At 72.5% G+C, this 18611-nt stretch carries 9 protein-coding genes; 4 read left to right on the forward strand and 5 right to left on the reverse strand.

The genetic code is table 11. The annotated features are described in order from the left end of the window. Positions 1 to 93: 93 nt before the first annotated feature. From WMF45_RS27155 to WMF45_RS27175, 5 genes are all read right to left on the reverse strand, one after another. Entirely contained in the window at positions 94 to 582 is a 489-nt protein-coding gene (locus WMF45_RS27155; protein WP_437707376.1) for a hypothetical protein, read from the reverse strand. A gap of 327 nt (positions 583 to 909) precedes the next feature. After that, positions 910 to 2112 carry an ABC transporter permease gene (locus tag WMF45_RS27160; protein ID WP_437707377.1) on the reverse strand — a complete coding sequence of 401 codons (1203 nt, stop codon included), beginning with the start codon at positions 2110 to 2112 and terminating at the stop codon, positions 910 to 912. Continuing rightward, positions 2106 to 2837: an ABC transporter ATP-binding protein gene (locus tag WMF45_RS27165; protein WP_437707378.1), complete on the reverse strand. Its 732-nt coding sequence runs from the start codon at positions 2835 to 2837 to the stop codon at positions 2106 to 2108. The genes WMF45_RS27160 and WMF45_RS27165 overlap by 7 nt, the downstream gene beginning before the upstream one ends. Position 2838: 1 nt before the next feature. After that, complete coding sequence (locus tag WMF45_RS27170) at positions 2839 to 4101, reverse strand: efflux RND transporter periplasmic adaptor subunit (RefSeq protein ID WP_437707379.1); 1263 nt, start codon at positions 4099 to 4101, stop codon at positions 2839 to 2841. Beyond that, entirely contained in the window at positions 4098 to 5615 is a 1518-nt protein-coding gene (locus WMF45_RS27175) for a TolC family protein (protein WP_437707380.1), read from the reverse strand. The genes WMF45_RS27170 and WMF45_RS27175 overlap by 4 nt, the downstream gene beginning before the upstream one ends. A 116-nt stretch (positions 5616 to 5731) precedes the next feature. Between WMF45_RS27175 and WMF45_RS27180 the strand changes: the two genes are divergently transcribed. From WMF45_RS27180 to WMF45_RS27195, 4 genes are all read left to right on the forward strand, one after another. After that, positions 5732 to 6478, forward strand: a complete 747-nt coding sequence (locus WMF45_RS27180; RefSeq protein ID WP_437707381.1) for a response regulator transcription factor — start codon at positions 5732 to 5734, stop codon at positions 6476 to 6478. 25 nt (positions 6479 to 6503) lie between these two features. Then, a complete protein-coding gene (locus WMF45_RS27185; protein WP_437707382.1) occupies positions 6504 to 7862 on the forward strand; it encodes an ATP-binding protein in 1359 nt (452 codons plus the stop codon). 390 nt (positions 7863 to 8252) lie between these two features. Next, on the forward strand, positions 8253 to 12683 hold the full coding sequence (locus tag WMF45_RS27190) for a hypothetical protein (RefSeq protein ID WP_437707383.1): 4431 nt from the start codon (positions 8253 to 8255) through the stop codon (positions 12681 to 12683). Positions 12684 to 12857: 174 nt separating this feature from the next. Further along, complete coding sequence (locus tag WMF45_RS27195; RefSeq protein WP_437707384.1) at positions 12858 to 18593, forward strand: RHS repeat-associated core domain-containing protein; 5736 nt, start codon at positions 12858 to 12860, stop codon at positions 18591 to 18593. The last annotated feature ends 18 nt before the right edge of the window (positions 18594 to 18611 follow it).

Genomic DNA, 18611 nt, shown 5'->3' on the forward strand with positions numbered 1-18611 from the left:
AGCGCCGCGACAGGCGCGCTCACGAGAAGCGCCGCGACAGGCGCCCTCGCTCCGAGCGCCGGAGCGGCCTTCACGTCGCCGTGCTGCTCGGGCTCAGCGCTGCCTGGCGGGGCGCATCCAGGGATGGGTAGGGGAGCTCCGGGGCCGGCTGTGCGGCGGCGCGCTGGACCGGCGCACCTGCTTTCCGAGCTCCTCGAGCAGATATCCCACCGCGGTGTCATCGTCCTGAAGCACGACGACATGGTCGTTGTTCTCCTCACGTAGGAGCCGGTTCACCTGGAGGGCGCCGACCGCCGTCCGCACGACGATGGCGACGCAGGCGAACTCGCTGACGAGCATGCTGCGCGTACGCATCGTCGCAGCCTCGAACGCCGGATCGTTGTTCATCGGAGCCCGGCGGAGGTCGAGCAGGTGGCCGAGACACCAGCGATCGAGCGACTCGTAGACCTTGAGCGCCTCGGAGTGGACCCGGATGAAATCGTCGGGAGACGGATAGGGGAACTCGGAGCGGATGCTGCGGACGATCGACATCTCCTGATCGAGCGTGACCGTCAGGTGGTCGTTCTGCAGCAGGACATCCATCCCACCACAGGATAGCGAGCCGGCGGCGCGCCGGCACTGAAAAGCAATGGCGAGCTCAGCGCTGCGCCGGCGAATCCTGCGTGATCGGCCAGAACGGACCGCCGCGCAGCGGCGTGGGTTCGGGTGTGCGTGGAGCGATGAGCGGCCCAGAACCAGCGGCGTCTGCATTCCCTCGCGATGGGCGCGGGCGGCGGGAACGAGTCTCCGTCAGGCCAGCGAGTTCGGTTCTCGGGACGACGACCGGCGGTCATGTGGTTTGGTCATGTTGGTTGATCGTCCAGCACGCCCTGGACTCGCCGCTTCAACCCGCGCCGCCCCCATTGCCGCTCACTCGAACCGCAGCGCCTCCACCGGATCGAGCCTCGACGCGCGCCTCGCCGGCCCCACGCCGAACGTGATCCCGATGAGGATCGACACGCCGAGCGCCAGCCCGACCGCGTACGTCGGCACGATGGTGGCCCACTCCCCGAACCGCGACAGCAGCACCGCCGCCCCGTACCCGAGGCCCACCCCGGCCACGCCGCCCGCGAGCGACACAACGACCGCCTCGACAAGGAACTGCCGCAGGATGTCCCCGCGCCGCGCACCCACCGCCATCCGCACGCCGATCTCGCGCGTCCGCTCCCGCACCGAGACCAGCATGATGTTCATGATCCCGATGCCCCCCACGATGAGGGACACCGCCGCCACGCTGCCGAGCAGCATCGTGAAGGTGCCCGTGATCTGCCCCATCGTCGCCAGCATCTCGGCCTGCGACCGCACCTCGAAATCGCTCGGCTGATCCGCGCGCAGCCGGTGGCGCAGGCGCAGCAGCTGCTCGAGCTGCGCGATCACCGTGTCCGACCGCTCCTCGCTCGCCAGCTGCAGCGAGATCGTCGACAGGTGATCCTGCCCGAACAGCACCGACCGGTGCGTCGACAGCGGCACGAACACCCCGTCGTCCGGCGAGCCCATGCCCGACCCCTTCTCCGCCAGCACCCCGACCACCCGGAACGCGTTCCCGTTGATCTGGAGCCGCGTCCCGAGCGGCGACCCCCCCGGATAGAGCTGCCGCGCGACGTTTGCCCCGAGCACGACGACGCGCGCCCGCTGCTGCTCGTCCAGGTCGGAGAACGAGACGCCGCTCGCCACCGAGAGCGAGCGGACCTCGAGGTACGCCGGCGTGATCCCCGTCACGGACGCGTTCAGGTTGCTCGCCATGTACCGCAGCTGCGCGCTGCCGCTCCGCTCCGGCGCGACCGCCGCCACGCCGTCGAGCCCCTTGAGCGCCTCGGCGTCGCCCTCGGTCAGCGTCTTCACCGTGCCCGACCGGACCCCGCTCGCCGACGCGGAACCCGGGCGCACCATCAGCAGGTTCGCGCCGAGCGACCGGATCCGCCCCTCGACGCTGCTGCGCGCGCCCTCCCCGATCCCGAGCACCGCCACGACCGCCGCGGTCCCGATGATCATGCCGAGCATCGTCAGCAGCGTGCGCAGGCGGTTCGAGGCGAGCGAGCGCCACGCGCTCTTCGCCGTCTCCTTGATCAGCATGCCGCCTCCATCTCGCCCGCGTGGAACGCCGACACCACGTCGGCCGAAGGCCCGTCGGCCACGATGTGCCCGTCCCTCATGTGGATGGCGCGCGAGAGCGACCGCGCCACGGCGAGGTCGTGGGTCACCATGATCAGCGTCGTCCCGTCCGCGTTCAGCGACAGGAGCAGCTCCAGCACGTCGCGCCCCGTCTTGCTGTCGAGCGCGCCCGTCGGCTCGTCGCACAGCAGGATCGACGGCCGCGTCACGATCGCCCGCGCGATCGCCACGCGCTGCCGCTGCCCGCCGGAGAGCTCCGACGGCAAGTGCCGCGCGCGCGCCGCGAGCCCCACGCGATCGAGCGCGCCCTCCGCGAGCGCGCGGCTGTTCTTCACCGCCCCGTAGAGCAGCGGCAGCTCGACGTTCTCCGCCGCCGTCATCCGCGGCAGCAGGTTGAAGCTCTGGAACACGAACCCGATGTGGCGGTTCCTGAGCGCCGCGAGCTCGTCGTCGTCGAGCTCCGCCACGTTGCGCCCCCCGAGCCGGTACGTGCCCTCCGTCGGCCTATCCAGGCACCCGAGGATGTTCAGCAGGCTCGACTTCCCGCAGCCGGAGGGCCCGATGATCGCCACCGACTCGCCCCGGCGCACCTCGAAGCCGATCCGGTCGACCGCCCGCACCGCGAGGTCCTCGCGATCGGCGTGGTACACCTTCGAGAGCCCGCTCACGAGGACGGGGACGTCCATCTCAGCGCCCTCCTCGACCGGCGCCGGCGCCCATCCCCATGCCCATCCCCCGCATCGGGTTCTGGCCGCCGCCCTGCCGCTGCCCCTGCCCCTGCCCCTGCGGCCCCGCCGCGCTCGAGACGGGCGCGCTCGCGAGCACGTCGTCGCCCTCGCTCAGCCCCGCGGTCACGACCATCTGCGAGCCGTCCGTCGCCCCGGTCTGGATCGGCCGCTCCTCGCCGCTCGCCAGCCGCACGAACCGCCGCTTGCCCTGCGACTGCACGGCCAGGAGCGGCACGAGCAGCACGTCCTTCTGCTCCGCGGTCACGATCTCCACGTCCGCGCTCATCCCCGACCGGAGCAGCGACGCGTCCTTGTCGTTGACGACGATCTCGACGTCGAAGGTCACGACGCTCGACACCTCCTTGCCGAGCGGGCTCACCCGGTCGACGACGCCCTGGAACACCCGGTCCCCGTAGGCGTCGACGCGGATGTCGACCCGCTGGCCCGGCGCGACGCGCCCGATCTGCGCCTCGTCGATCGCGCCGACGATGCGCAGGTTCGACAGATCGGCGAGCGTCATCACGGCGCTGCCGCCGCTCACGTTGGTGAGCGCCGACGAGACGAGCGTCCCCTTCTCCACGGCCACGTCGAGCACCGTCCCGGCGATCGGCGCGTAGATCTGCGTCTCCTTCAGCCGCGTCTCGGCGTCCTGCACCGCCAGCTCGGCCGCCTTGAGCTGCGCCTGGGTCGAGCTCAGCTGCGCCCGCCGCAGCGTGATGTTGGCGCCCGCGACCTTCGTCGAGTGCGCCGCCGTGCGGGCCGCGTCGGTCGGCCCGAGGCCCATCTCGGCGCTCTTCTCGGCGACCTCCTGGCTCGTCTGGCTGTTCTTGCGCTCGAGCTCGGCGACCGCGACCGACGCGTTCGCCGCGGCGAGATCGGCCTTCACGCGGTCGCGCGCCACGCGCGCCGCGGCGAGATCGCGCTCCGCGTCCGTCGGGTCCAGGCGCACGAGGAGCTGCCCCGCCTCGACCGTATCGCCCTCCTTCACGAGGACCTCGATGACCTGCCCCGGGGCGCGCGACTTCACCTCGACCTGCACGTCGGGCTCGATCTTCCCGGACGCGGCCGCGGTCTCGGTCAGGCTCCCGCGGCGGATCTCGACGGTGGGGCCGGCGGGGGTCTTCTCGGGCTGCTTGTACCAGGCGTACCCGCCGATCGCGAAGCTCGCCACGGCCAACGCGGCCACGCCGGACATCAGGTAGCGCTTCTTGTTCCTGTTCATGACGACCTCCTGGGCAGCACCGACGCGAAGCGGACGAGCAGCGCGCCCGTCTCGTGATCGAGCTGGAGGCGCGACGTCAGCTCCGTCACGGCGGCGCGCAGCCTGCGGAGCTCGGCCTCCCTCCGCGTCTGCTCCGCCTGCACCACGTCCGCCGACGTCGCGGTCCCGAGCGAGAGCCGCTGGCGCTCGGCCTCGGCCAGCTCGCCCGCCATGCGCGCCGTCTCGGTGGCCAGCGCGACCTGATCGGCCGCGGCCTCGAGGCTCGCGCGCAGCGAGCTCACGTCGGCCGCGATCGCCTCGGCGCGCGCCTGGTACCGCGCCTCCGCGGCCGCGAGCTGCGTGCGCGCGCGGGCCGCGTCCGCGGAGGCCCGCCCGCCGCCGAGCGGCAGCTCGACCTCGATCCCGCCCAGCACCCCGAACGCGGGCCGGCCGCCCGGCAGCGAGAGCCCCGGCAGGCCGTCGCGCACCCACTGCCCGTCCATCGAGGCCGTCGCGAACAGGTCGAGGCGGATCTGGTCCGCGTCCTCCGCCGCGCCCACCCGCGCGCGCTGCGCGTCGAGGTCGGCGCGCAGGGCCGCGAGCTCCAGGGACCGCTCGCTCGCCGCGCGCACGAGCGCGTCGGCCGGCGGCAGGGCCCCGAGCGACGGCGGCGCGCCGGTCGGGGCGAGCGACGCCGCGCTCGCCGGGGCCATGCCGAGCGCGCGCCCGAGCGCGATGGCCCGCGCCGCGCGCGTCGCCCGCGCCTGCGACAGCGCGTCCGCGATCGACGCGGCCGAGGTCGAGAAGCGCAGGACGTCCACCTTCGTGCCGGTACCGAGCGTCTCGGCGCGCGCCTTCGCGTCCGCTCGCAGCCGCTCTGCGGCCGCGAGCGCCTGCTCCTGCACGAGGATCGCCTGCTCCGCGTACCAGAGCTCCCAGTACGCCCCGAGCACGTCGAGCGCTGTCTGGCTCGCGGCGAGCTCGCGGTCTTGCTCCGCGGCGACGGCCGACGCCTGCGCCTGCGCGTACGGCGCGAGGACCGCGTCGGTCCCGGCCCCCCGCAGGAGCGGCTGCCGCGCCGAGACGTAGGCCTGCGCGCCGTAGTTCGGCCCCGGGGTCCCGTCCGCGGGCGAGCGCGCCGACGCGCCCACCTCGAGGCTCGTCCCGACGTCGGTCGTGTACCGCAGCGCCGCGTTCGACGCGACGGACGCGCCGCCGGAGCGCTGGAGCGCGCCGGATCCATTGCCCGGGGCGCCTCCGTTGGCGTCGGCGATCCTGCCGTAGGACTCCTGGTACTGTCCGGTCACCGAGGCCGAGAGCGTGGGCCTGCGGGCGCCCTCCTCGGCGGCGACGGCCTGCCGCGCCGCGGTGGCCTCGAGCAGCGCCGCGCGGAGGGACGGGTTCTGGGAGGCCGCGCGGCGTACCGCCTCCTCGGCGGTGAGCGTCTCGGCGCGCGCCGCGACGCTCAGCGAGCACGTGGCGGCGAGGGCGAGAGTCGCCAGCCACGGCAAGGGAACGGAGCGAGTGAACGTCATGCACCGCAACCTAGAGGGCAGTGTCTCAAGAGGTGTCCTGGTCGTGTAAAGATTCGTCAAGACGCCTCTTGACCAGGCCTTACACGGCGGTGCGACAGCCGCGCTACAGTCGCGACATGACGGATCCGCCCCAGATCCTGGTCATCGACGACGACGCCGAGCTCTGCGAGCTCCTGGCCGAGCTGCTCGGTCAGGAGGGTTACGCCGTGGAGAGCGCGCGCGACGCGATCTCCGGCCTCGCGCGCGCCCAGGAGGAGAGGGAGAAGCCGTTCACGCTCGTGGTGCTCGACGTGATGCTGCCCGGGCTCAACGGGTTCGAGGTCCTCACGCGGCTGCGGCAGAGCTCGCGGGTCCCTGTCCTGATGCTCACCGCGCGGGGCGAGGACGTCGACCGCATCGTCGGCCTCGAGATGGGCGCCGACGACTACCTGCCCAAGCCGTTCAACCCGCGCGAGCTGGTCGCCCGCGTGCGGGCGCTCCACCGGCGCGCCTCTCACGCCGGCGCGGCGGCCGGGCCGGGCGCGGCGGCCGGTCCTTCCGCCGCCGAGGCGCAGGGCGCGCTGACGGTCGACGATCTCGAGGTGCTCCCCGCCGCGCGGCGCGTCCGTGTCCGCGGCGAGGAGGTCCGGCTCACGACGGCCGAGTTCGACCTGCTCGAGGTCCTGGCGCGGCAGGCGGGGACGGTGGTCTCGCGCGAGGACCTCGCGCGGCGCGTCCTCGGACGCCGGCTCGCGGCGTACGACCGCGGCATCGACATGCACGTCTCGAACCTCCGCCGCAAGCTCGGGCCTGGGCCTGGCGGCGGCGAGCGCATCAAGACGGTCCGCAACGCGGGCTACATCCTCGCGCGGGAGCGCGCGTGAAGCGCCTCCTTCCCGGAGGGCGGCCGTGAAGAGCCTCTTTTTGCGCCTCCTCGTCTCGCTGTGGCTCGCCATGGCGCTGCTCGTCGGCCTGCTCGCCGTGATCCACGGCTGGGCGTTCTCCGCCGAGCCGAGCGGGCTGCGCCGCCGCCTGAACACGCGCAGCGTCGAGCTCCGGGCGGAGGGCGCGCTCGCCTGCGCGCGGGACGGGCTCCCCGGCTGCGAGCAGCGCCTCGCGCCGCTCGATCCGCGGGATCAGCGCGTCGCGGTCTACCGGGCCGGCGCGCTCGTGATGGGCGAGCCCATCGACGGCGCGCCGCTCGCCGAGGACAGGGCGCGCCGCTCGGCCGACGGCATCGCCATCGAGGTCGGCGAGGAGCGGGAGCTCGTCGCGGTCGTCCTGCGCCGCGACCCTGCCCTCGCCGCGGTCGCGGCCGGCCCTGTCCGGTCGCCGTGGATGTTCTTCATCGTGCCGGAGACGTTGCCGCAGCGGCTCCTCGCCATCGTCGCCGTCACCGGGCTCGTCGCGGTGCTCCTCGCGCGGTACCTGTCCCGTCCGATCCGCATCCTGCGCGGCGCCACGCAGCGGATGGCCGCGGGCGATCTCTCGGTGCGCGTCGCGCAGAAGCTCGCGGGCGCGGACGGCGAGACGCTGGCGCTCGGGCGCGACATGGACCGGATGGCCGAGCGCATCGACGAGCTCCTGGAGACGCAGCGCCGGCTCCTGCGCGACGTCTCGCACGAGCTCCGGTCGCCGCTCGCGCGGCTCAACATCGCGCTCGAGCTCGTCCGCCGGCGCTCGCCGCCGGACGTGGAGCCGGCGTTCGACCGGATCGAGCGGGAGACCGAGCGGCTCAACGGGATGATCGGCGAGCTGCTCACGCTGAGCCGCCTGGAGTCGGGCCGGGGTATGGAGCGCACCGAGCGGGTCGATCTCGCGGCGCTCCTGGAGCAGCTGGTCGAGGACGCCGCGTTCGAGGCCGAGCAGCGGGGTTGCTCGGTCGAGCTCGGGGCGCGCGACGCGTGCTCGCTGGACGGGAACGAGGAGCTGCTCCGGCGCGCCATCGAGAACGTCGTGCGCAACGCGGTGCGCTTCACCGAGCCGGGCACCGCGGTCCGCGTCGATCTCGAGTGCTCCGGCGGGACGGCCGAGGTGCGCGTCCGCGATCGCGGCCCGGGCGTCCCCGAGGGCGCGCTTGAGGACATCTGGAGGCCGTTCTACCGGGTCGACGACCACAGGGCGCGCGGCGCGGGCGGCACGGGGATCGGGCTGGCCATCACGCGGCGGGCGGTGCGGATCCACGGCGGCGAGGTCGAGGCGAGGAACGCGGACGGCGGCGGGCTCGAGGTCGCGCTGCGGCTGCCGGTCGGCGCGGCAGGCGCATGACGCGCCGGCTGCGTTATCGGGCGCGACTCGCCGCTTCGCGCCCGACGCGGGTCACGCCCTGGCCGTTCGATTGAGCGCTGTTCCCCGGCAGGAACAGGTGTCTCCTCCAGAGAGACAGGGCGCTCGACAGCGCCTCCCCGCAGGCCGCCGAGCGAAGATCGCTCCTTCGAGCCGCGCATTCGCTCCTTTGCGCCAGGTCTGCGCAATCTGTCGGGCCGCGCCTTCGCTCCTTTGCGCGAGGTCTGCGCAACAGCCGTCGCCGGCTCGCCCGGCCCCGGCCCAGAGCGCTCCGAGCTCGCGCGCCGCGCGGCGACTCGTCCTCACGAAAGCGCGGCGCGGCCGAGACAACCGTCGATGGATCGGGGATTGCAGCGTGGCGCACATATGCACTTGCGCCTGCAACCGCGACTGCGACCCAGACCGAGCGGGGCGATCGTCACCTCGCCCCCACCCCGCCTGCGCCGGACAATCTTCCTGGCGCTGGCCTTCACGACACTCCTCTTCAGCAACGCCGCCTGGGCGCAGGCCACATGGGCGAGCCCGGAGTGCGCCGACGCCGGCCTCGAGTCGCCCGCGGGCACGTGTGATGGCCCGTGGCGCTACAGCTGGCGGCGCCTCTGCCAGGATCCGGCGATCTGCGGCTACTCTGGCGTCTGCGCGAATTACAACAGCTGCACGACCTACGGCGCCGGGATCAACGAGTCGAACATCGTCGAGCGCCCGAGCACCCAGTACACCTCGACCTGCCAGACGACGTACGGAGGTCCCAATGACGGTCTGACGACCTGCCCCCCGGACACGACGACGATCTGCAGCAACCTCGCCACGAACCGGAAGAACGCGATCAGGAGCTCCGTCGTACCGACGACCGGCCCCAATTACAGCACGTGGCTCTCGCGGTTCAACGTGCAGCCGCGGACCGTCATCCTCAGCGACAGGACCACCCAGAGCGGAGGCTTTCCGCTGGAGAGGATACGGACGATCACCTACAGGTGCGAGCTCAACATCACGAGCTTCCCGCAGCCCAACACCGGGCCAGCCCCCGAATGCGGCTGTCACGACTACAGGCCCAACGAGTGCGCCTGCGAGACGGGCACCACGCTGACCACGCCTTCACCCAACGCGCCGGCGCCGACCGCGCCGAGCGGCCCCGGCCAGACGTTCCCCCCGAGCTCGGCGCCGGTCTGCCTCACCTGCGATGACCCCGACTTCGTCGCCGACAGCGACGCTCACGCGATGGCCGCCTGCCTCGTCGACAAGATGGCGGGCGCGCCCGCCCACGTGGCGCAGGCTCAAGCCGCCCGGCTCAAGCTGGTCCTCGAGCTCGCCGCCCACCGGCTCAGCGCGTCGGAGCGCGCTCAAATCGAGCTCCTCTACAGCTCCTTCGCGGGCGCGCCCGCGTGCCAGCTCCCGCTCGCGATCGATCCGGCGTGCGCCGCGTCGGCCGTGAGCCCGAGCGGCATGAACATCGCCAGCCAGCTCCAGCTGTGCGCCGACCTCGACGCCGCCCACGTCCCCGTGGAGGCCGTGCGCGCCGAGCTCCCCCATTGCCTCGACGTGCTCGCCGAGCTGCCCGAGCTGCCCGAGAGCGCCTGTCGCGGGACGTTGCTCGCGCTCGGCGCGGAGACCGTCGCGACCCTGATCGAGCGCACGATGTCGACGTACAGCGCGGCGGGCGGGCTGGAGGACGATCTGCTCGAGAGCCTCCGCCACCTCGACGCCTGGTACGACGCCGTCGCCCCGATCGGGGATCCCGGCTGGGTGCGCGCGCAGAGCGGCGCCCTCGCCGGCCGCATCTGGGAGCGAGCCCACGAGACGGCCGAGCCCTTGCCCGCGAACGCCGGCAGCGACGCCGCCGCGGCCGCGCTCCTCGCCGACGTCGCCGCCTCGGGCCTCGCCGTCGACTGGGCGATGCTCCGCGCCGCGTTCCACCCCTCGAAGCCGATCGCCTCGCCGCCGCTCCTGTTCATCGTCGGCGACGCGCTGCGCGGCACGCTCGATCGCCTCCAGCAGGTGAGCCCGATCCACGACGTCGCCTGCAGGTTCGCCGGGTGCGCGCCCGCAGCGCCGGGCGGCGCGCCGCTCGCGACGCCGGCCTCCGAGGCGTGGCGCGCCCTCGCCGCCATCGACGACGCGGGGGCGCTCGCCGACGTGCTCGGCCACGCCGGCGCGCTCGGCAGCCAGCAGCCCGCGCTCGTCGCCGCCCTCGCGGCCTTGGTCCAGCAGCACGCGGCGCTCGCCGAGGCCTGGAGCAGGGCCGGCGGCTCGTCCCTGGCCGCGCTCGCCGACCCGAACGCCGAGGTGCCGATCGAGGCCGAGGGCCTGGCCGCGCTCGTGCGCGCCGCGCGCGGCGCCGCCGCGAGCTACGCCGCCACCGGCCTGATCGCCGCGTCGCCCGCGCGCCTCAGCTCGGCCGTGCTCAAGCGCGAGCAGCTCGTCGGGTACATCGACTACGGCGTCAGCGCGGTCGACGGCGCGGCCGACGACTTCGCCGCCGCCCGGCTCGCCACGACGAACGACCTGCTCGCGCAGACGCGCGCGGCGGGCGAGACCCGGAGCGTCCTCGACCGCGTGGCGTCGCAGGTGCACGAGGCCCGCGCGCTCCTCGGCCGGCTCGACGGCCTGCGCTCCCGCGAGGCGTCGGAGCACGCCGCGATCGGCGACTTCATGAGCGCGTTCGAGGCCGTGATCGCGTCGGGCGCCTTCGACGCCGACGCCGCCTACCAGGTCGACACGCTGCCGCCCGTCGAGATCAGCCCGGACGACGCGCGCTTCCCCGTCGGCGGCGCGCTCGACCTGCCCTCGATGCACGCGGCCGTGGTGACCCTCTTGCCCGGCGAGATCCTCGACGTCGACATGCCCGACCGGACGTGGACGCCCACGTGCGCGCTCGACCTCTCCCAGATCGCCTCGCCCACCGGCGCCGCCGCGGACATCGACGTGCTCGGCGCCGTCGCCGGCCCCGAGGGCTACTACATCACGTGGTCGAACACGCAGTACGAAGCTGACGGCGTGAACCAGAGCCACACGCAGATCGAATCGAGCCTGGAGATGTTCGAGCGGTGCACCGGCTTCAGCGCCTCCTGGCCGCCGAGCATCCCGGAGCTGCCCAGCTCGCCCCTCGTGGCCTCGTACACCGAGCGGCGCTGCACGAGCGAGAGCTGGGGTACGACCGATTCGTACGGGACCTCGCACACGATCGGCACCGACGCGCGCATGAGCGCCAGCTTCAACGGCGGGCTGCGGCTGCCCATCGTGCCGGTGCCCGCGGCGCCGGTCGGGAGCCTCCTTGCCGTGCTCACCCTGCACGACCAGCCGGACGTCATCCTCGACGTGCGCGTCGTCAACCCGCGCGACGCGATCCAGGCGCCGGCGGTCGACCCGGCCATGGAGACGGAGATCGACGTCCACTTCCTTGTCAACGACGTCACGGGCGGCTGCGCGCGCCCGACCGCCGACTCCCTCCTGCTGAGCATGCGGGTGATCACGCCCATCGGGCTCGTCGCGCGCTCGCTGGGCGCAGGGATGGCCAAGACGATCGACGCGATCGAGGCGCAGGCCGCGGACATCCTCGCCCAGGGCGGCATGACGAGCCAGGACGCGGGCGCGCTGCGCGCGGACGCGTGGTCCCGGCTCACCCTCCTGCTCGCCGCGCAGGGCAACGGCCTGCAAGGCCTGCCGGTCGAGCTGAAGAACCTCTACGAAGCGTGGATCGAGAAGGAGATCGCGAGCCTCGGCCGGCGCGGCGAGATCCACCGCGTCCAGCACGACATCGCGCGCATCGGCCTCGACCTGCTCGCGCTCGAGCACGAGCTGAGCAACACGGAGGCCGCGTCGCGCCTCTTGCGCCTCATCCCGCGCTGGCGCCTGCGCGACCTCGCCGGCGTGGAGCTGCGCCCCGCGATCGAGTCGCTCCGGGAGATCCTCTCGGACTACGCGGCGCCGATCTTCCAGCTGCGCGATCCCGCGGGCCTCGGCGGCCTCCGCGCCTCCGCGGCCGGGCAGCTCGCGGCGCTGCTCGGCGTGAGCTTCGCCGCCCCGCTCGACGAGGTCGCGGACGATCTGCGCCGCTTCGCTGTCCGCGCCCGCAACAGCCTGGTGGCGGCGCAGTTCGAGCTGCCGAGCGACGCGCGCCGGACGGTCGTGGTGGCGTTTCCGCGCGATCCCGAGGCGTGCGAGGGCCTGTGCGACGAGTTCCGGAGCGCCTCGGAGCAGGCGTCGGAGCGGGCGTGGCGCGGCATCGAGCAGGACGGCCACGTCGCCGAGCTCGCGGTGCAGGCCGCTGACCTCTACGCGTTCTCGGGCGGCAACGCGCGCCTGTCGTGCCACGACGTCGCGCCGGTCGTGCGCCGAGCGTCGGTCTACATGCTGAACCCCGTGAACACGTCGATCGACTTCACGGCGCTCGGCCGCGAGCTGCCCGCCGTCGCAGGCGCGGGCGCCGCGCGCTTCTCGTTCCCGCGCGTCGGCGGCGTCCTCGAGCTCACGGCCGACACCGAGGCGGGCGTCCCGCTCAGCCTGCCTGTCATCAACGGGCCAGGCGGCGACGTGCTCAGCGACTTCGGGGCCAGCAACGAGCTCGGCGCGGGCGCGGGCATCTCGCCGTTCACGACCTTCTCGGTCGACTTCACGAGCTTCTACACCGATCCGCCGGCGACCTTCATCGACGAGACGCTCGCGGTGCTGCTGGTGCTCGAGGTCGAGCGCCGCGTGAACACCGGCCTCAGCTTCGTACCCGCCGTCTGCCAGAACAGCGTGAACCTCGCCGGAGGCGGCCTGATCGAAGAGCTGCCGCCACAGCTGCCGCCGGAAGAGCTCTAGACACGAGCGCAGAGGGGGCGCGGGCGCGAGCGGACCGCGCGGTGGCTGGGTCGCCCGGGGCGACCCCCTCGCGCGGGGTGCGCCCGCGACCCCCTCGACCGGTCCTCTTTTGCGCCCGTCTCCGGCGGGACGCGTTGTTCGTCAACACCCTTTCCATCTCACCTTCAGGAGCCCATGATGAACTGGTTACGTCATGCTTTGCCTGCGACAGCGGGCCTCGCCGCCGCTCTCGGGGCCCACGAGGCTGCGGCCGCGGGGCCGTTCAAGGACCAGCTGGTGCAGCCGCCCAGCATCGGACAGCCCGAGCGCGGCTCGATCGCCGGCAGCCTCTCGCGGCTGGCGTTCGGACCGTCGGCGCTCGCGCGAGGCGCGTATTCGCTGCCGCTGCCGATCGACGCGCCGGCGGAGAGAGGCGGCCTCCTCGCCTCGGTCGTGCCCTCGTATTCCGCCGAGGGCGGGGTCGGCGAGTGGGGCGTCGGCTGGCAGACCGACCTGACCATCCGGCGGCACCGGGTGGTCGGCGAGATCGATTTCACCGCGGACGACTCCTTCACGAGCCCGTGGGGCCGGCTTGTCGAGGGAGACGACGGCGCCTACTACCCGGCCGGCCTGCGCAGCATGGTGCGCCTCCGCCTCAGCGACGAGGGGTGGGTGGCGACGACCTCGGACGGCACGCGTCATCGCTTCGACGCCGCGGACGCCAGCGTCACGCCGGACGGCACCTACTCCTGGAACCTGAGCCGCGTGGAGACCCTCTTCGGCGACTCGACGACCTTGACCTGGACTCACAACGACACGGGGCGGGCGTTCCTCTCCGAGGTCCGCTGGGGCGGCCGCTTCGACGGAGACCAGTACCGGATGACGTTCACCTACGAGCCGCTGTCCACGCCGTTCGCCACCTTCGTCTCGGGCGCGAAGACGCTGCTCGATCGGCGCGTCACCCGCGTCGCTGTGTCGGCCTGGAGCGGCGCGTACCTCGAGCGCTATCGCTACGACCTGACGTATCAGACCTCGCCGACCGGCCCGGCGTTCTACCTGGCGAGCGTGACCAAGCGCTACGCCTCGGGCGCGACCGAGCCGCCCGTCACCTACCGCTACGACTTCTCGACCGACCAGCTGGCGAACGCCACGTTCCAGCCGGCCCCCGCGCTCGACGGGTACCTCGCCACGTACGGATCAGGCGCCATTCAGCCCGACAAGGCGGCCATGACCGACCTCGAGCGCAACGGCCTCACCGACATGGAGGTGCACCTCGACCAGACGCTCGTTCGGCAGACCGAGACAGGCTATGTCTTCGAGGCGCTGCCCGCCCCCACGGGCGCCGAGAACCCGCTCTGCCGGCCGGCCCCGTCGGCGACGAACAAACCGCGCTTCCTGGCGCGCATGCACGGCGACGCCACCGAGCCCAACGTGGTCGTGACGGCCGCGAGCTCGACGGGGGCGCAGACGCGCGTGATCGTCTGCGATCGCGCCGGCTTCACGCAGCTCGATCAGTGGTTCACGGGCTCCTGGGCCACCGGGCCGAACACCCGCCTCGCCGATCTCGATCTCGACCAGCGGCCGGACATCGTGCGGGTCTCGTACGGCAGCGCGCAGGTGCTGCGGAACACCTCGATCTCGCCCGCTCAGGCGTCGTTCGCGCCGGGCGCGACCTCATCGCTCTTGCCGAGGGTGACGCCCACGGCGAGCTGGGTCCTCGACGTCAACGGCGACGGGCGGCCCGACCTCATGGTGCGCCACAGCGGCGGCGTGGTGGTCTGGCGCGGCGTCGGCTCCGGCCGCTTCGAGCCGACCGGGACATCGTACCTGTTCACCACCGCGTCTGGACTGCCCCTCTCGGGGCTCTCCACCTACGAGTTCAGCCACGGCGACTTCAACAACGACGGCCTGTCCGACCTCATCCTGACCAAGGGCCAGACGGTCCTCCTCTTCACGAACCGCGGCAGCTCCTTCGTCGAGACCCCGGTGTCCGCCTTCGCGTCGATCCCCTGGTCGGTCTCCTTTCCGGTGGTCGTCGATCTGTCGGGCTCGGGCAACGAGCAGATCGTCATGGCGAACGGCGCGCACGCCGAGGTGCTGCAGCTGTCGCGGCCGTCCACCGGCCTCCTGCTCTCGTCCGACGACGGCAAGGGCACCGTCGTCCACTTCGGCTACGGCCGGGTGCGCCCGGCGCCCGGGGTGAACCAGCTCTATTCGATCCTCACGTCGATGCGCGTCGAGTCCTCGGGCTACGACCCTGTCACGTACACCTACGAGTATGGCTCGCCCGTATGGCACACGGCGGGCAAGTACCTTGTCGGGTTCGAAGAGGCGCGCAAGGCGTCTCCCTACCTGCACGAGACGGTCGCTTTCCATAACGACAACGACATCGCGGGCGTCGTCACGGGCACGCGCGACGAGGACGACCGCATCCCCGGCCTCGTGCGCTTCTCGGAGCGAGGCCTGGAGCCGGCCGCCTTCCACGGCGTCCCGTGGCTCCGGGTGCTGTGGGAGGAGCGCGGATGGCAGGCGGAGGACGGCAGCGCGGCGGTGACGACCCGCACCGACTTCCGCGAGTACCACGACGGGATCTGCCCGACCGTTGTCGAGACCACGGGGCCGGACGGCATCGGCCGGCAGGAGACGACGCTGATGGAGGTGGCCGAGCTCGATCCCGAGCTCGTCTGCCTCACCGGCTCGCAGCGCGTCATCGGCGCACACGACGACGCGACCCTCGATTACGACTACCGCGTCGACATCGAGCGGGACGACTTCGGCCGTGTCACCCGCGCCTCGCAGGCCGGGCCGACAGGCCCGGTCGTGCTGCAGGAGGTGGCCTACGACGACGACCATCGGGTCGCGTCCATCGGCTCGCCGGGCGCCGGCACCTCGCTCTACACCTACGATCCCGTGACCGGGCAGCTCAGCACGGTGACGTCGCCCGACGGCGTGGTGGAGAGCGTGGTTGGCCGCGATCCGATCACCGACGCGCTCCGCCACTCGCGGATCACCCGCGGCGGCGCCGCCTGGAACAACTTCGCCGACTATGACGGCCTGGAGCGCCTGCGCGCCACCTGGGACGACCTCTCCGGCGCCACGCCCGCCCATCCGCTCAACCAGATCGACTATGTCTGGGCGACGGCCGCGGCGCCGGGTCAGATCCTCGAGCGCCACCTCGTCGACGCCGCGACCGGCGCGGCCACCGAGATGGCGGACCTCCTCGCCGCGGACGGCTCGGTGCTGGCCAAGGCCGCGCTGCAGCCCGGCGGCTACAGCCTGTCTCGAGTGACGCAGGTGAGCCGCTCGTCCGCGGAGGTGCGCGAGTTCGCGCGCGATCCCCTGCCCTCGCTGGGCGGCTTGACGCACGCGTCCTTGCTCGCAGGCGCGACGCTGCTCGGCGTGTCCACGAAGACGGGCGCCGGCAGCGACCTCTCGTCGTGGTCGACGGTGCAGAGCGGCGTCATCGGCGAGAACGAGGTGATCCGCGAGATCGCCGGCGGCGAGCTGGTGGTGACCGCGATCGAGAACGGCGCCTACGCGACGCGGACCGGCGCGGGGGCCGACGGCCGGCCGCGCTGGTTCGAAGATCAGAGCGGGGCGGTGACCTCCTACGCCCACGACGCCATGGGCCGGCTCCGCCGGGTCTACACGCCGGCCGGCGTCCACAGCGTCGACTTCGACGCGTACGGCCGCCCCTCCGTCGTCCAGCGCGAGGACGTGCAGCGCGTCGAGTGGTCGTACGCCGCGGAGACAGGGCGGATGACCGAGCGGCGCGAGCTGTCGACGGCCGGCGTGCTCGACAGGAGGACGAGGTACGAGCACGACGCGATCGGGCGCATCACCCGCACCGTCGAGACGAAGTCGTCGAGCGGCGAGACCCGCACGGTCGAGACGGGCTGGGATGGCGCGCTGCCGGGCGGGCTCACCCTCCCTGGCCAGCTCGGCTTCGCGACCACGGTGACGACGGGCGAGATCACGAAGGTCACGACGCGCCGAGCGGACGGAAAGGTCTCGGCGACACGATGGGATCTCGACGGGTGGCGCAAGCTCGATCAGGACATCTCGCTCTACGCGAACGGCGCGACAAAGAGCGTGACGCTCCGCGTGTCGGACCGCAACGACGCGCCCCTCCTCGTGACGACGAGGGCGTACGACTACGACGCTTACGGCCGACTCGTCAGCTGCCGGCTGGACGGCGCGCTCCTGTTCACGATGACGTACGACGGCGAGGGCCGGCCCGAGGCCGTGTACTTCGAGGACGGCGCGCTCGACCTGAGCTACGACCCCATGACGCGGGCGCGGCGAGGTTATGAGATGAGCGGGAGCGTCTCCGGCGCGGTGAGCTGGGAGAAGAACGCGCGTGGCCTGATGGCGGCGGAGCTCTTCGAGCTCGGCGACGACACGTCGCGCCGCGGCTATCGGTACGACGCGCGCGGCTTCCTCGTCGGCTCGTCCGACGGCGCAGGCTCGGCGAGCTACAGCTACGACGCGTCCGGGCTGATCGCGTCGGCGAGCGACGAGCTCGGCGACCGGCCCATCGCGCGCAGCGCCGCCGCCATCACGGCGGGCGGCGAGAGCTACCAGGTCGACGCCATGGGCCGCGTGACCGCGCACGACGACCTCACGGTCGAGTACGGACCGAGCGGCGACGTCGAGCGTGCCTATCGCGGCGCCGACGAGCTTCGCTTCGCGTACGACGAGGCAGGGCAGCGGGTGCTCAAGTACAGGAACGGCGTGCCCGTGGCGGGGTACGTGGCGGGCGCCTACCTCAGCGAGGACGGGCTCGTCGAGCCGGTGAACGTCGCGGGCATCACGGTCGGCGTGATCGAGAACGGCGTGTTCGAGCGCTTGCCGTTCGACCCGCGCGGCACGAGCATCTCCGACGAGGCCGGCGCGCTCTCGCTCGCCTCGGCCTACGGGGCGCGGATCGAGTACGGCCCCCTCGCCGAGGCGATCGACTATGTGCAGAAGGGCTATGACCGCGATCTCGGCCTCGTCCGCATGGGCGTCCGCGACTATGACCCGCTCCTCGGGCAGTTCTGGACGCCGGATCCCCTGTTCTTGACCAGCATCGACAAGTGCGTCGCGTCGCCGGCCGAGTGCAACCTCTACGGCTACGCCAAGAACAACCCGGTCAGCTACGTCGATCCGACGGGCACCGACGCGGACAACCGGAGGACGCCTCCGGAGCTCGACGGAGGGGACAACAAGCGCGTGGCGGAGATGAGGGCCAAGACGGGGCTCCGCTACGAGAACAGCCACGCCCTCGCGGCGGGCGACAGGGTGATCTCCGGCATCGATTACGCCGTCACGCTCGATAGCATCAAGCAGCGCTGGGACGCCACGAACGGGGAGATCTACTACCGCGACTGGGGTCTCTGGACGAGCAGCAGGTGGCTCGAGGGCAGCATCCCGCAGCGGGATTTGAACGAGATCGACAAGCAGCTCCGGACGTTTCCGACCGGCGTCGGCGACTGGACGTTCACGACCTCGAACGGCTACGAGGTGCGCATCATGGTCATCACGCCGATCGCCGGCACGCTGAGCGAGGCATCGATGACGTCTGGAACGTCGGAGAAGATCACGCTCGGCATGACGTTCAAGGAGTATACCGAGACCGCGACGAAGAGCGGCGCCAACCTCGGACTCTCGGCCGGAGACTCCAAGTCCGCGAGCGCGAGCTTCGGGACCTCCTACGAGGAGGCGACGAAATCCGGCACCGAGCGCACCAGCCAATCGACCAGCGAGACGGGGCGGAGCGCCAACGTCACGTACAAGTACAGCCATCAGGCGGAGTCGGCGAAGATCCTGGTCGGCGTATGGAAGAGCGGTAAGCAAGGCGTCTGGACCACGCTGGCGACGAGCCACGAGGGCTCGGACAACCACCTCATCCAGCACGCCTACGTGCCGATCCCGGGCGGGAAGCCGTAGCTCGCCGGGCGGACCTCT

Source organism: Sorangium sp. So ce448, from assembly GCF_051520915.1.
GTDB lineage: Bacteria > Myxococcota_A > Polyangia > Polyangiales > Polyangiaceae > Sorangium > Sorangium cellulosum_B.

What these genes read in the sequence shown, in the direction of transcription:
- WMF45_RS27155 (WP_437707376.1), bottom strand. Translation starts at nt 582, where the DNA reads ATGGATGTCCTGCTGCAGAACGACCACCTGACGGTCACGCTCGATCAG.
- WMF45_RS27160 (WP_437707377.1), bottom strand. Translation starts at nt 2,112, where the DNA reads ATGCTGATCAAGGAGACGGCGAAGAGCGCGTGGCGCTCGCTCGCCTCG.
- WMF45_RS27165 (WP_437707378.1), bottom strand. Translation starts at nt 2,837, where the DNA reads ATGGACGTCCCCGTCCTCGTGAGCGGGCTCTCGAAGGTGTACCACGCC.
- WMF45_RS27170 (WP_437707379.1), bottom strand. Translation starts at nt 4,101, where the DNA reads ATGAACAGGAACAAGAAGCGCTACCTGATGTCCGGCGTGGCCGCGTTG.
- WMF45_RS27175 (WP_437707380.1), bottom strand. Translation starts at nt 5,615, where the DNA reads ATGACGTTCACTCGCTCCGTTCCCTTGCCGTGGCTGGCGACTCTCGCC.
- WMF45_RS27180 (WP_437707381.1), top strand. Translation starts at nt 5,732, where the DNA reads ATGACGGATCCGCCCCAGATCCTGGTCATCGACGACGACGCCGAGCTC.
- WMF45_RS27195 (WP_437707384.1), top strand. Translation starts at nt 12,858, where the DNA reads ATGATGAACTGGTTACGTCATGCTTTGCCTGCGACAGCGGGCCTCGCC.